Here is a 12,898-nt window from a genome sequence, read left to right as displayed (position 1 = left end):
AACGCTGCTGCGTGGGCGAATTTACCGGATGGGAGTGCTCTGAGTGTGAACCCGTTTGATCTTGGTGTGTCCATGTCTACCAAATACTGCACGCCCGAGTCATCCGAAATGGGTGATGCCGACTACACACGCCGGGGCTATGTTTCCGGCATGGGCCCAGTAATCGGGAATCTGCTACCTCTTGCCGTCGGTGTGGCCATCTCACCGATCCCGATCGTCGCCCTCATTCTGATGTTGCTCTCGCGCAATGCGGGCGCCGCCAGCCTCGGATTCGCGGTTGGCTGGGTCGGCGGCATCGTGATCGCCACCGGAATCTTCGTACTGCTGGCCGGATCCATCGATACCGGCGGCCACACCGGTGCGCATGCGACGCTCTTCGGCTGGATTCGCATCGGGCTCGGCCTGCTGCTGATCGCGCTCGCGGGCAAGCAGTGGCGCGCCCGCACCGATACGTCGACTCCGAAGTGGATGTAGGCCATCGATGACGTCACCCTCCCGAAAGCCATCGGGCTCGGCGCGCTGCTGTCCGCCGTCAATCCGAAGAATCTGCTGCTGTGCGTTTCGGCCGGCGTGGCCATCGGCACCGGAACCCTGTCCGGCGGTGGCGAATTCATCGCCCTGATCATCTTCACGGTGCTCGCGGCGGCCACCGTGCTCATTCCGGTCCTCGGGTATCAGGTCGCCGCCGAGCGGATCCGGCCCACGCTGGATTCCCTGAAGAACTGGCTGCAGTCGAACAATCACATGGTGATGGCCATTCTGCTACTGGTCATGGGCAGCGTCGTGCTGGGCAAGGGCATCGAGGCGCTCTGACCGGAGCTACGAGGACACGCTGGCCGGGGTGCGCGAAATGCGGCCGCCCAAGCGCTCATTGACGGCGAAACCGTGCTGCCGGCACCAGCCCGCCAGCCGGGGAACGGCCGAATCGTCATCGCGGTAGGTGGGGACCAGCTGGCCGACGATATAGAGGTGATGGGCGTCGGCGGCGCGGCAGAGGTGCTGTAGCGTCGCGGTGCCCAGGCCGGTGCCGCGCAGTTCGGGATTGACGGTGATGTTGTCGAGTTTGATGGTGTCGGCGTACACATCGAACACCACGTCGACGAGATGGTCACTGCGGCGCAGCGTTTCGATATCCGACGGCAGTGGGCGCAGTACGCCGGGCAGGTGATCGGCCAGTCGCGTTCTCGCGCCGTCGTCGGGGGCGGCGCGGGTCACGGCGAGCAGCTGCTCGGTGAGATCCGAGACGGCGATACGGTCGCCGAGCGCGGCCAGTGGACGCGCGTCCGCACTCGATTCGGTGATCACTCGCAGTTGCCGCACCCAGTGCGGTGCGGTCGTCTCGTATTCGGCGGTGAGGTCGGCGAGGGTGAATTCCAGGCAGACCACGGCGTCGCGGCTGCGCAGGTAGCCGCCGGACAGCGCACCCCAGCGGCGATCGTCGGCGCCCACCCCGTGCTGGGCCAGTTCGCGCAGTAGCACATCGCGGCGACCCGACGCATTGGAGATCGGCGCACCCGGCAGCCGGTGCAACCAGCGCCGCCACCCGCCGAGATTGGCCCGGATCCGAGTGGCTGCGACATCACCACTGGCCGCCAGATAGTTGCACAGGGCTTGCTGGCGTCGGTCCAGTAACTCCTGTGCATGATCGGACCCCTGCGGATGGGGTAGCGAATTGCCGTCACTCATACCAACCAAGCTAGCGCTCAGTGCGCTACTAGCAGGCAACCGGCGCGCTCATGATTTTCCACACTGGATGGTCGCGGACCACGAGGAGTCAGCGCGGCATAGTTTGCTGATAGTTCCAGACGGGGTGCACAGGCGGCCGATAATCCGACAGCGCCGTGACCCGATCGATCAGATCACGCTCGAAACGACGAGCCTGCGGACGCCCCATCCGCATCGAATACCGAAGACCGGCACGGGCTCTACGCCGACTACGGCGGGTAAGCAGCTGCGCCAGTTGAGCTTCCGCGCCCAGCGGGCGGGCGATCGGGTGGGAAATGGTGGCGCGCAGCCATTTCCGCTCGGTGCCGAGCACCCAGCGGTAGGCCAGGCTGAAGATGATCAGATCGACGACGATCGGCAGCAATATCACCAGCCAGGCGGGACCGTTCGGCCGGGGCGCGTCGAAGATGGCGTGCATGGCGACGGCCAGACCGTAGAAGAGGGCGAAAACACCCACCCGCCAACCCCAGGAACGATCGGTCCGGATCAGCAGCAGGACAACGCCGACACCGGCAAGCGCCGACATCGCCCAGTGCGAGGTGAAGGCGGTGACCAGGCGCAGCACCGCCACGATGAGCACATCGCCCACCGGATTCTGCGGCGCGGCCAGCGCGGTCTGCGCGCTGTAGAGCACGTCCTCGGCGATCTGCGCACCCAGGCCCACGAAGCCACCGATCAGCAGACCGTGCATGGGACGGCTCAGCAGCGGGCGGAACAGCACGGCGACCACCGCGATACCGATGACCTTGATGAACTCCTCGTCGATGGGCGCGGCAATAGCGGACTGCCAGCTGATGGCGAACCGGTCCCCCGCCAGATTCGTGATCACGGCGGTCACATTGTCATTGGCCCACAGCGCCATCCCCGGCCAGACGGTGACACCCCAGAGGAACCCCATGACAATCGGTGCGACCAGCCTGCGGCGGGCCCGAAACGGGTCCAGCGCGAACAGGATCGCGCCGAAGACGAACAGGGTCAGCGCGGTGATCGGCAGCGCCACCAGCGCCGGCGTGCCACCGAACCAGAACAGGCCCGCCGCCTGGATCACGAACCACAGCGGCCCGAGGACCACCGCGCAGCAGTACACCCAGAACAGTGCCGACCGCGGCTGGAACCAACTCATGCCTGCACCGCCCGGCTCGATTCGAGCACGGCCTGGATGAGCGCGCGACCCGCCTCGGGGGTCGAACCACTGACGGTGATCGTCACCCCGACATCACCGCTATTGGCTACCGCGCACACCCCGCCCGTCACCTTGGGCAGTACGCACAGCAGTCCGCGGAAGGAACCCGCATCGACCGTGCCGCCGTCGAAATGCGCTTTCGGATCGCTCGCGCGTATCGGCAGCAGCATGCGCGGGCCCGCGGTATCGAAGTCGGTAATGCCGTAGACCGCGGAGATGCCGAGCCGCGTGTCACCGTCCTCGGAGCGGAACAGCGCCCTGGCCTCGTCACCGGTGGCAACGCGGCGCATTGCCTCCGGGACCGCGAAGGTGACGGCATTGGCCGGATCCGCGCCCGCGTCCAGCGAGCCGAATCCGGTAGCGGTCAGCGTGACGGTCGTGCCCGCGGCGACGGCGGTCTCCCGGGTCGGCACCACGGCGTTCAGCACCGCCGGGACGACCGCGATCGCGGCCAGCGCGCCGACAGCCGCAAGCGCCGGCACCACCGAATGAACAAGACGCACCATCAGTTCCAGCCTCCCGGTTCGTGCGGCACGCCGACCACAGCGGCACGCGCCCGAAGGGGATCGGTGGCCGGGCACGCCTCCGCCCTACGATTGTCGCGAGTTAACCACATACCGGGCAAACGACCGGGGATGCACGCCGGTGCCCACCCATGGATTCGGCTCCCGGAGCAGTTCTCCGAGAGCCGAATTCGCACCTAGAAGAGCTTCGCCAGACCCGACAGCGGCCCAGGTAGTGCCGCCACATGGTTCTTCACTCCGGTCAGCACCGGATTGGGGGTCGCGGCCCGCAGCCGATCGAGCTCGGTCTGCATGGTCGCGACCGTCTCCTCGTAGTAGCCCTCGACCAGATCCGCATCCTCCGGATCACCCGGCTGCGTCGACCAATTCAGCGCGGGCAGAAAGCTCACATCCACATGCGAGGGCAGCGGGATCTGCGGCAGAATCGGCGCCACCCCGAAGGGCAGGCCGACGGTGTACGGAAACACCTTGGCGCGCACCAGCTTGTCGAGCCCGAGCAGTTTGGCGGTGCGCTCCCCGCGGCTCAGTACGAAGATCGAATCGTGGCCGCCGTTGGCGACCGCCGGGATCACCGGCACGCCCATCTTGAGCGCCAGCCGGATGAAGCCCTTGCGGCCGGCGAAATCGACCTTGCCGCGATCGGTCCACGGGCGGCACGCTTCCCAGTCCCCGCCCGGGTAGATCATGACCGCGCCGCCGTCCTTGAGCCCGTTCGTGGCCGCCTCCTGCGAGGCCGGAATCACGCCGAACGTGCGCAGCGTCTCACCGAGACCCGGTGCGCGCAAAAGGATTTCGTGCGCCACACCGTAGGTGGGCTCATTCGGGCGGCGGTCCATGGCCGCCATGAAGGTGATCCACACCTCGGGCGCCCAATAGATCGACGAGTGATTGCCGATCACGAGCGCCGGGCCTGATGCCGGCAGATTCTCGATGCCGGTGACCTGCGGCGTGAAGTAACTGGTGTAGGCCCGTGCCACGGGAAGCAATGGGTGGTTCGGGTCCGGAAGTACCGTCGTATTACTCATGGGTGTGTTCCTGTCGTATTGCCTTGCCGAGACGGGCGGCACGCGACTACACACACCGACGCTGATCGAACTACGTCGAGCCGAATTTCATTGCCCCCGGCCACATCCCCATTGATAGTCCCCGACGGTCGCGTATAGCGGTCCGGTCTGGCAGTGCGTGTGCATCGCAACATTGCGACCTGTGCCCGTCACCGTCCTCCTGCCCTTTCGAGGTTATCAACCCAAGCAATTGCTTGTTAGGAAGTGTGCGAAACCCAACATCCCTGGCGTGAGTTGAGCGAAGGTGGGTACCTCAACCCTAAGATGCACATCCGGTCCGACTCGCCGCGTCACGGCGATGATCTTGGGGCGCAATGCAACTGGGCGCATATGCACCTGACGCGAGGGGCTCGTGGGGTTGACATGCGCCTAACTCATAGTTAGATGCGCATATCCGTGTAGACGAATATTGGAGAGACCCGGATGTCCCGGGCCCCTCCGATAAGTGCGGTCGCATCCCCCCGAATCAGTTGATTCCGCGGCGGCGATACAGCACGCCGGCGGCCAGGTAACCCGCGAGACCTATTCCGGCACACCAGATCAGCGCGGTCACGGCATTGTCACCGATCGGCGTGCCCATGAGCAGGCCGCGCACGGTCTCGGTAATCGAGGTGACGGGCTGATGTTCTGCGAAACCGCGCAACCAGGTCGGCAGCGTGTGCACCGGCACGAAAGCGCTACTGACATAGGGCAGGAACATGAAGCTGAAGGTAAATCCATTGGCCGCCTCCGGATTCGGCGCGAGCAACCCCAGTGCGGCCGCCAGCCAGGACAGCGCCAGAATGTACAGCGCGAGTATCCCGAGCACGGCGAGCCAGCGGAGCGGATCGGCGGTGGGGCGGAAGCCGAGCACCACCGCGACCACGATCACCAGACCGGTGGTGATCAGATTGCGCAGCACGCTCTCGACCACATGGCCGGTGAGGACCGCGGAGCGCGAGACCGCCATGGTGCGGAACCGATCGACAATGCCATTGTGCATATCGGTCGAGACGCCGACCGCCGTGGACGCGGAGCCGAAACCCGCGCACAGCAGGATGATTCCCGGCACCACATAGTCGATATACGCGCCGCTGACATTGATCGCGCCGCCGAAGACGTAGACGAACATCAGCAGGATCATCAGCGGGACCGCGAAGGTCATGATCATGGTGTCCGGACTGCGGAGCGTATGCCGGAGATTGCGGCCGTTCATGGTGGTCGAATCCTGGGCCGCGCGAACCAAAGTGCTCACAGCTGTGCGCCTTTCGAGGAATTGCCGGTCAACGCGAAGAAGACATCGTCGAGATCCGGTGTGTGAATGGCCAATCGGTCGATGGTGAGATCGTGATCGTCGAAACGATCGAGCAGCCTGCGAATATCGCCGACACTGCCGTCCGACGGCACCGCCAGCACCAGCTGTTCGACATCGACCTCCGCGGCCGGAACCGCCCGCGCGGCCGCCGCCAGACCCTGCTCATCGGCGAAGCTCAATCGAATGTGGCCGCCGGGAGCCAGCCGCTTCAATTCGCCGGCGGTGCCCTCGGCCACGATCCGGCCGTCGTCGAGCACCGCAATGCGGTCCGCCAACTGATCGGCCTCCTCCAGGTACTGGGTGGTGAGCAGGATGGTCACGCCCTCGCTGACCAGACCGCGGATGACCGACCACAATTCGCGGCGGCTGCGCGGGTCGAGCCCGGTGGTCGGCTCGTCGAGGAAGACGATGCTCGGCTCGCCCATGAGACTCATGGCCAGATCCAGACGGCGCACCATGCCGCCCGAATAGGAGCCGGTCCGCTTCTTGGCAGCATCGGCCAGATCGAACTGCTTCAGCAATCGTGTGGTGCGCTTCGCCGTTTCGGAGGCGCCGAGATGCAGCAGCCGGCCCACGAGTCGCAGGTTCTCCTCCCCCGTCAGGATCGGATCGACCGCGGAGGACTGCCCCGTCACCCCGATGATCGCGCGCACGGCATCGGGCTCGCGGACGGGATCGTGGCCGCCGACCCGCACCTGCCCCCCATCGGGCCGGCCGAGGGTGGCGAGAATCCGAAGCATGGTGGTCTTGCCCGCGCCGTTCGGGCCGAGCAGCGAAAAGACTGTTCCCGCAGGCACATTCAGATCGATGCCGCGCAGCACCGCGTGCGATCCGAAGGATTTGGTCAGCCCGGACACTTCGATGGCGGGCCGGACGCTGGAAGTGGTCATGAGTCCCCGATCAGAAACTGTGTATGGTCTACACTCTGTTTATAGGCTACACAGTTTCCGGCATGACGCAAGATATGTGGGGACAACGAGGACAGGAGGTCGCATGGAGACGCCCGATCGGCCGATCCTGCCCAAATACGTGAAGCTGCTGTGGGATCTCGATGATCCGGGCAGCCGTGGCCCAAAACGTGGCATGAGCCTGGACCAGATCCTCGAGGCCGCGATAGCCATCGCCGACGCCGAGGGCTTCGCCGCACTGTCGATGAGCCGAGTCGCCAAGCAACTGGGCTTCACCGCCATGTCCCTCTACCGCTACGTGGACAGCAGGGACACACTCATCGAGCTCCTCATGGACCGCATCGTCGGCGCACCCCCCACCCTGCCCGCCGATGCCGGCTGGCGAGCCGGCCTCGAAGCGTGGGCCTGGGGCGAATTCCATGCCATCCGAGTTCACCCCTGGTGGCTCGACATTCCCCTGAGCTCACCCCCGGTGGGCCCGAACAATATGGCCTGGCTCGAAGCCGGTCTCACCGCTATGACCGACGTCCCCATCCCGGAATCGCTCAAACTGCAACTGGTGACAAACCTTTCGTTCTATGTCATCGGCCGCGCCCGTTTCCTCCAAGACACCATCAAACAAGCGAAAGACGACAAGGACTACCCCGCGATCCTCGCCCAGGTCCTCGATCCCGCCCGCTTCCCCGCCATCACCAGCGCCCTCTCCCACCAAGCCTTCGACGATGACGACATGCAGTGGGAGGAAGCCGATTTCCGCTTCGCCCTGGACCGCCTCCTGGACGGCTACGAACACTTCATCACCAAATTCACCACCGAGACCCGCTGATCCGAGGCCACTAGCACGCGTCGGCACGAACGAAACTCTGTTCCGCAACTCGCCGATAAAGCGGCGATATCCTGACCACATCTGCGCGCTTGCTCGTTATCAGCCGAAAGCGCCCCGTACCGTGAGGACATGACCGCCGTGCATGAGTCACTCATGACGATCGAGGAGTTCGAGGAACTCGCCCGGGCGGCCGATCGTATTGCGGAGGGTGTGCGGCTCGAGTTCATAGACGGGAAGCTGGGGGCCAAGGCAGTGCCGGACGGGGACCACAGTCGAATCATCCAGTGGCTGATCCGCATCTTCCTCACCGCTCGCCCCGATCTATTTCTGACACCCGAGCAGGGCCTCCAGATCGACCGATACCGGAAAGGCCGCGCCCGACCTGACGGCGTGCTGGCCGACGCCGATGCCTTTGTAGGCCAAGGCGAATGGGCCGACCCCAGCCCGGTTCTCATGGCAGTCGAGGTGACCTCCGACTACCAGGACACCGAGCGTCGCGACCGGCAGGAGAACCCGCGGGCTTACGCGGACACCGGCATCCCCATCTATCTGCTGATCGACCGGGACACCTGCGAGATCATCGTCCACAGTGACCCCCGCGAATCCCGATATGCCCGAGTCCTCACCGTGCCGTTCGGCGCCACAGTGCAACTCCCGGACCCCGTGAACATCACGTTGAATACCGAACCGCTCAAAGACTGGGTGCGCTGATTCGGCCGGACACGCGCTGATCTCCATCGCCGACTCGGCGGCTTACTGCCCGACCTCGTACGGGTATGCGAAAGGCCCCCGGCGGTTCGCCGGGGGCCTTTCGGCAGGCATTGCCTACTTCTTGCGGTCGCGCTTCTCGCGGACGCGGACGTTCACCTGTACCGGCGAACCGTCGAAGTTGAATTCTTCGCGGAGCTTGCGCTCGATGAACCGGCGGTAGCCGGCCTCGAGGAAGCCCGTGGTGAAGAGCACAAACGTCGGCGGCCGCGTGGAGGCCTGGGTGGCGAACATGACTCGGGGCAGACGACCGCCGCGCATCGGGGGCGGGGTGGCGGCCACTACCTCCTTGAGCCAGTTGTTCAGACGGCCGGTGGAGATGCGCTTGTCCCAGGAATCCAGTGCGGTTTCCATTGCGGGAACAAGCTTTTGGACAGCACGGCCGGTACTGGCCGAGATGTTCACCCGCTGCGCCCAGCGGACCTGCACCATTTCACGATCGATTTCGCGTTCCAGCTGCTCGCGGCGATCCTCGTCTACCAGATCCCACTTGTTGTAGGCGATCACGAGCGCCCGGCCGGTCTCCGCGATCATGGTGATGACGCGCAGATCCTGCTCGGTGATCGGCTGCGAGGCATCGATCAGCATGACCGCGACCTCGGCGGCCTCGATGGCCGACTTGGTGCGCAGCGAGGCGTAGAACTCGGTGCCGCTGGCATTGCCGACCTTGCGCCGCAGACCGGCGGTGTCGACGAAACGCCAAGGCTTGCCGCCCAATTGGACCAGCGAGTCGACCGGGTCGACGGTGGTGCCGGCCACATCGTGCACGACCGACCGCTCCACGCCCGAAAGCTTGTTGATCAGACTGGATTTGCCGACATTCGGCTTACCGACCAGCGACACCCGACGCGGGCCGCCGACCAGACCGGTACCCTCACGCGGAGTTTCGGGCAGCTTGACGAGAATCTCGTCGAGCAGATCACCGGTGCCGCGACCATGCGTGGCCGAAACCAGCTTGGGCTCACCCAAACCCAGCGACCACAGCGCCGCCGCATCCGACTCGAGCTTCCCGTTGTCGACCTTGTTGGCGACCAGGATGACCGGAGTCTTGCTGCGCCGCAACACCTTCGCCACCGCTTCATCGGTGGTGGTGGAGCCGACGGTGGCATCCACGACCAGCACGATGGCGTCGGCGGTCTGCATGGCGATCTCGGCCTGCCGGGCCACCGCCTGCATGAGGCCCTTGGCATCGGGCTCCCAGCCACCGGTGTCCTGCACCAGGAAACGGCGTCCGGCCCAGTTGGCCTCGTACGAAATACGGTCCCGGGTCACGCCCGGGACATCCTCGACCACCGCTTCACGGCGGCCCAGAATGCGGTTCACCAGAGTCGATTTGCCCACGTTCGGCCGGCCGACAATGGCCAGCGTCGGCATGGGCAGATGTTCTGCGTTCTGTTCGCCCTCGAGTTCGGCAATTTCCCAATCGGCTTCTTCCGACCAGATACCGTCACCGGCGAAGGTGTCCTGCGTCACTGCGCGCCTCCTGCCGAAATCTGCTGCCGCACAACGCGATACAGCTCGTCGATGACCTCGTCCATATTCAGCTCGCTGGTGTCGACCAGTACCGCGTCCTCGGCGGGACGCAGCGGCGACACCTTGCGGGTGGAGTCGAGGTTGTCACGGCGCTGCACATCGGCGAGCACCGCCTGGAAATCGTCGCCACGGCCTTCGGCAATGTTCTGCACATTGCGGCGCGTGGCCCGCGCCTCGGCGGACGCGGTCAAATAGATCTTCACATCGGCGTCGGTCAGCACCACGGTGCCGATATCGCGGCCCTCCACCACAATGCGGCCCGCGGTTGTCGCGATGCCGCGCTGCAGCGCGACCAACTGGTCACGCACCTCGGACACGGCCGAGACCGCGGACACGGCCTTGGTCACCGCATTGCCGCGAATCTCCGCCGACACATCCTCACCGTCGAGCAGGATCAGCTCCCGGCTCGGATCGGTGCCGATGGTCAAGGGCAACTCCTTGACCGCCGCCACAATGGCCTCGGCATCGTCCAGATCGACGCCGCTGCGCAGTACGCGCAGCGTCGCGACCCGGTACATGGCGCCGGTATCGAGGTAAGCGGCCTCGAGTCGAGTGGCCAGCTTCCGCGAGACACTCGACTTGCCGGTACCGGACGGGCCGTCCATGGCAACAACAAGCGACGAGGAACCGGTGAGCCCGGCAAGCCGATCTTTCACACTTCCCACACCGTTCACAACGACACCGCCTCGTAGAGCTTCCCGATTTCGTCACGGCCCAGCACACGCAGAGCACCCGGCCGCTGATCGCCCAGGGCGACCGGACCGACGTGGGTACGCACCAGCGCGGTCACCGGATAGCCGACCTCGGCCAGCAGTCGACGCACAATGTGCTTGCGACCCTCGTGCAGCACGAGCTTGACCAGCGACTTGCCCTGGCCGACCTCGAGCACCTGGAACTTGTCGACCTTGGCCGGACCGTCGTCGAGTTCGACGCCGTCACGCAGCAGCTTGGCGACATTGCGGTTGTTGATCTCGCCGTTGACCGTGGCGAGGTAGGTCTTGGAGACCTCGAAGGACGGGTGCATCAGGCGGTGCGCCAGATCGCCGTCATTGGTGAGCAGCAGCAGGCCCTCGGTATCGGCGTCCAGACGGCCGACATGGAAGAGCCGCTGACCGGCCGCGATCCGCTCGGAAACAATATCGCCGACACACGGGCGGCCCATCTCGTCGGACATGGTGGACTGCCAGCCCTTCGGCTTGTTCAGCGCGAGGTACACCTGCTCGTCGCGGACGACAACACGCACACCATCAACACGAACTACCGCGTTCTCCGGATCGATCCGCAGACCCTGCTCTTTCACGATCTTGCCGTCGACCTCGATACGACCCGCATCGATCATGTCCTCGGCCACGCGCCGCGAGGCGACACCGGCCTTGGCCAGCACCTTCTGCAGACGCTCACCCTCACCCCACGGCAACTTCTTCGGACCCTCGGTTTCGGAGGCCTCGACATGCTGATGCCGCGCGGGCTTGGCATTGCTGAGCATGACCGGCAGCGCCGGCGAAGGACGATGAACCTTGACCTTCTTGGGCGCCGCAGCAGCGCTCGGCGCCATCGGGCGTCCGCCACGGGGAGCCGCGCCGCCACGCGAGTCGGAACGCGAATCTCCGCGCGAGCCTTGGTAACCCGAGCCACCCCGCGAATCGGACGAACCACCACGCGAACCCTGATAACCGGCCCCGCCACGCGAATCGGACGAGCCGGTGCGCGAACCCTGGTAACCGGAGCCGCCACGCGAGTCGCCGCTCCCGAAGGAACGCGAATCTCCGCGCGAGCCTTGGTAACCCGAACCACCGCGCGAGTCAGACGAACCACTGCGCGAACCCTGATAACCCGAACCGCCACGCGAATCGGACGAACCACCACGCGAACCCTGATAACCCGAACCACCACGCGAATCAGACGAACCACTGCGCGAACCCTGATAACCCGAACCACCACGCGAATCGGACGAACCACCACGCGAACCCTGGTAACCCGAACCACCACGCGAATCAGACGAACCACTGCGCGAACCCTGGTAACCCGAACCACCACGCGAGTCAGACGAGCCACCGCGCGAGTCGTACGAACCGGAGCCGCCGCGCGAGCCCTCATACGATCCGGAGCCGCCGCGGGATCCCCCGCGCGGGCTGTCCGAGGATCCTCCGCGAGACGAGCCGCCACCCCACGACTGCGAGTCTCCGCGTGATCCGGTGCGCGGGGCTGAGCTGCCACCGCCACGGGTACTGCCACTTCCATATGAATCGCCGCCCCGCGATTGCGCGGACCGGTCGGTCCGGCCTCGGGCGGCCTGCGAATCGCCCCTGGGCGATTCGAATCCACGTTTACTACGTTCCGGTGTGCCATCTCGGCGAGCGGGAGTATTCACGTTGTCCTAATTTCAGTCTTCGGAGCCGAGGTCGATATCCGCCTCGGCCGGTTTTTTCAGCCTGGTGTACCGGGGGTCGGTGTCCAGGCTCTCGTTGATCTCATCGATCAGGTCGACGCCCGGGAGCAGCGGCGCCAACGCCGGCAGATCCGACAGGGACGCGAGACCGATCCGTTCCAGGAACAGTTCGGTGGTGACGTACAGGGTGCCGTTCGTCTCCGCGTCCGTTCCGGCCTCCGTGAGCAGTCCCCGCGCCAGCAGGGTTCTGATCACGCCGTCGATATTCACTCCGCGCACCGCACTCACTCGGGCCCGGGTAACCGGTTGACGATAGGCGATCACCGCCAAGGTTTCCAAAGCAGCGCGAGTGAGCTTCGTGCGTGCGCCGTCCAACAGCATACGTTCCACGTAGGGTGCGAACTCCGTCCGCGTGTAATAACGCCACCCGTCGCCCACAAATCTGAGATCCATGCCACTGCGGCGGGCGCTCAATTCGGCCGACATCTCGCGCAATGCCCGCTCGACCCGCACAGGTGTGTCGTTCACCGCACTTGCGAGCAGATCGACCGGCGCAGGCGCGTCGACCACCAGCAGCATGGCCTCGAGCGCCGAACGGAACTCGTCCTCATCCAGCGCACCCGGATCGAATTCCTCGACCACATCCCCGATATCCAGCTGCGTCTGCCCGAACTCCGCCTCGAG

The 12,898-nt window shown here is 65.4% G+C and carries 11 protein-coding genes and 2 pseudogenes; 3 read left to right on the top strand and 10 right to left on the bottom strand.

Going from position 1 to position 12,898, the window contains the following annotated elements; all coding sequences use genetic code 11:
- Positions 1-150: 150 nt before the first annotated feature.
- A pseudogene (locus JWN03_RS42945) lies at positions 151-813 on the top strand (GAP family protein).
- A 6-nt stretch (positions 814-819) separates the two neighbouring features.
- On the opposite strand, the gene JWN03_RS42940 reads toward JWN03_RS42945, so the two are convergent.
- From JWN03_RS42940 to JWN03_RS42915, 6 genes are all read right to left on the bottom strand, one after another.
- Entirely contained in the window at positions 820-1,686 is an 867-nt protein-coding gene (locus tag JWN03_RS42940) for a hypothetical protein (protein WP_297628277.1), read from the bottom strand.
- An 88-nt stretch (positions 1,687-1,774) separates the two neighbouring features.
- Complete coding sequence (locus tag JWN03_RS42935) at positions 1,775-2,848, bottom strand: PrsW family intramembrane metalloprotease (protein ID WP_297628275.1); 1,074 nt, start codon at positions 2,846-2,848, stop codon at positions 1,775-1,777.
- Positions 2,845-3,414 carry a hypothetical protein gene (locus JWN03_RS42930; protein WP_297628273.1) on the bottom strand — a complete coding sequence of 190 codons (570 nt, stop codon included), beginning with the start codon at positions 3,412-3,414 and terminating at the stop codon, positions 2,845-2,847. Before JWN03_RS42930 ends, JWN03_RS42935 begins: the two co-directional genes overlap by 4 nt.
- A 194-nt stretch (positions 3,415-3,608) precedes the next feature.
- Complete coding sequence (locus JWN03_RS42925; protein WP_297628271.1) at positions 3,609-4,457, bottom strand: lysophospholipid acyltransferase family protein; 849 nt, start codon at positions 4,455-4,457, stop codon at positions 3,609-3,611.
- Between the two features lie 505 nt (positions 4,458-4,962).
- Positions 4,963-5,691: an ABC transporter permease gene (locus JWN03_RS42920; RefSeq protein ID WP_297628404.1), complete on the bottom strand. Its 729-nt coding sequence runs from the start codon at positions 5,689-5,691 to the stop codon at positions 4,963-4,965.
- 35 nt (positions 5,692-5,726) lie between these two features.
- The gene (locus JWN03_RS42915) at positions 5,727-6,680 is read right to left on the bottom strand and encodes an ATP-binding cassette domain-containing protein (protein ID WP_297628269.1); all 954 of its coding nucleotides are present in this window, start codon (positions 6,678-6,680) and stop codon (positions 5,727-5,729) included.
- A gap of 103 nt (positions 6,681-6,783) precedes the next feature.
- Between JWN03_RS42915 and JWN03_RS42910 the strand changes: the two genes are divergently transcribed.
- A complete protein-coding gene (locus JWN03_RS42910; protein WP_297628267.1) occupies positions 6,784-7,524 on the top strand; it encodes a TetR/AcrR family transcriptional regulator in 741 nt (246 codons plus the stop codon).
- A gap of 129 nt (positions 7,525-7,653) precedes the next feature.
- Positions 7,654-8,235 carry a Uma2 family endonuclease gene (locus tag JWN03_RS42905; protein ID WP_297628265.1) on the top strand — a complete coding sequence of 194 codons (582 nt, stop codon included), beginning with the start codon at positions 7,654-7,656 and terminating at the stop codon, positions 8,233-8,235.
- Between the two features lie 114 nt (positions 8,236-8,349).
- Here the strand turns inward: JWN03_RS42905 and der are convergent, their stop codons facing one another.
- The 4 genes and pseudogenes from der to scpB form a co-directional block, all read right to left on the bottom strand.
- Positions 8,350-9,765 carry a ribosome biogenesis GTPase Der gene (gene der, locus JWN03_RS42900; RefSeq protein WP_297628263.1) on the bottom strand — a complete coding sequence of 472 codons (1,416 nt, stop codon included), beginning with the start codon at positions 9,763-9,765 and terminating at the stop codon, positions 8,350-8,352.
- Positions 9,762-10,430: a (d)CMP kinase gene (gene cmk / locus JWN03_RS42895; RefSeq protein ID WP_297628403.1), complete on the bottom strand. Its 669-nt coding sequence runs from the start codon at positions 10,428-10,430 to the stop codon at positions 9,762-9,764. Before cmk ends, der begins: the two co-directional genes overlap by 4 nt.
- Before the next feature lie 65 nt (positions 10,431-10,495).
- Positions 10,496-11,536, bottom strand: a pseudogene (locus tag JWN03_RS42890) (pseudouridine synthase); the annotation flags it as partial.
- Between the two features lie 672 nt (positions 11,537-12,208).
- On the bottom strand, positions 12,209-12,865 hold the full coding sequence (gene scpB, locus JWN03_RS42885) for an SMC-Scp complex subunit ScpB (RefSeq protein WP_441343170.1): 657 nt from the start codon (positions 12,863-12,865) through the stop codon (positions 12,209-12,211).
- Positions 12,866-12,898: the final 33 nt, after the last annotated feature.

The organism is Nocardia sp., from assembly GCF_025465275.1.
Lineage (GTDB): Bacteria > Actinomycetota > Actinomycetes > Mycobacteriales > Mycobacteriaceae > Nocardia.
This window is presented reverse-complemented; position numbering and strand designations above follow the sequence as displayed.

Coding starts and splice junctions, on each gene's coding strand:
- JWN03_RS42925 (WP_297628271.1), bottom strand. CDS start 4,457: ATGAGTAATACGACGGTACTTCCGGACCCGAACCACCCATTGCTTCCC.
- JWN03_RS42905 (WP_297628265.1), top strand. CDS start 7,654: ATGACCGCCGTGCATGAGTCACTCATGACGATCGAGGAGTTCGAGGAA.
- JWN03_RS42935 (WP_297628275.1), bottom strand. CDS start 2,848: ATGAGTTGGTTCCAGCCGCGGTCGGCACTGTTCTGGGTGTACTGCTGC.
- JWN03_RS42920 (WP_297628404.1), bottom strand. CDS start 5,691: ATGAACGGCCGCAATCTCCGGCATACGCTCCGCAGTCCGGACACCATG.
- JWN03_RS42910 (WP_297628267.1), top strand. CDS start 6,784: ATGGAGACGCCCGATCGGCCGATCCTGCCCAAATACGTGAAGCTGCTG.
- cmk (WP_297628403.1), bottom strand. CDS start 10,430: ATGGACGGCCCGTCCGGTACCGGCAAGTCGAGTGTCTCGCGGAAGCTG.
- JWN03_RS42930 (WP_297628273.1), bottom strand. CDS start 3,414: ATGGTGCGTCTTGTTCATTCGGTGGTGCCGGCGCTTGCGGCTGTCGGC.
- JWN03_RS42915 (WP_297628269.1), bottom strand. CDS start 6,680: ATGACCACTTCCAGCGTCCGGCCCGCCATCGAAGTGTCCGGGCTGACC.
- JWN03_RS42940 (WP_297628277.1), bottom strand. CDS start 1,686: ATGAGTGACGGCAATTCGCTACCCCATCCGCAGGGGTCCGATCATGCA.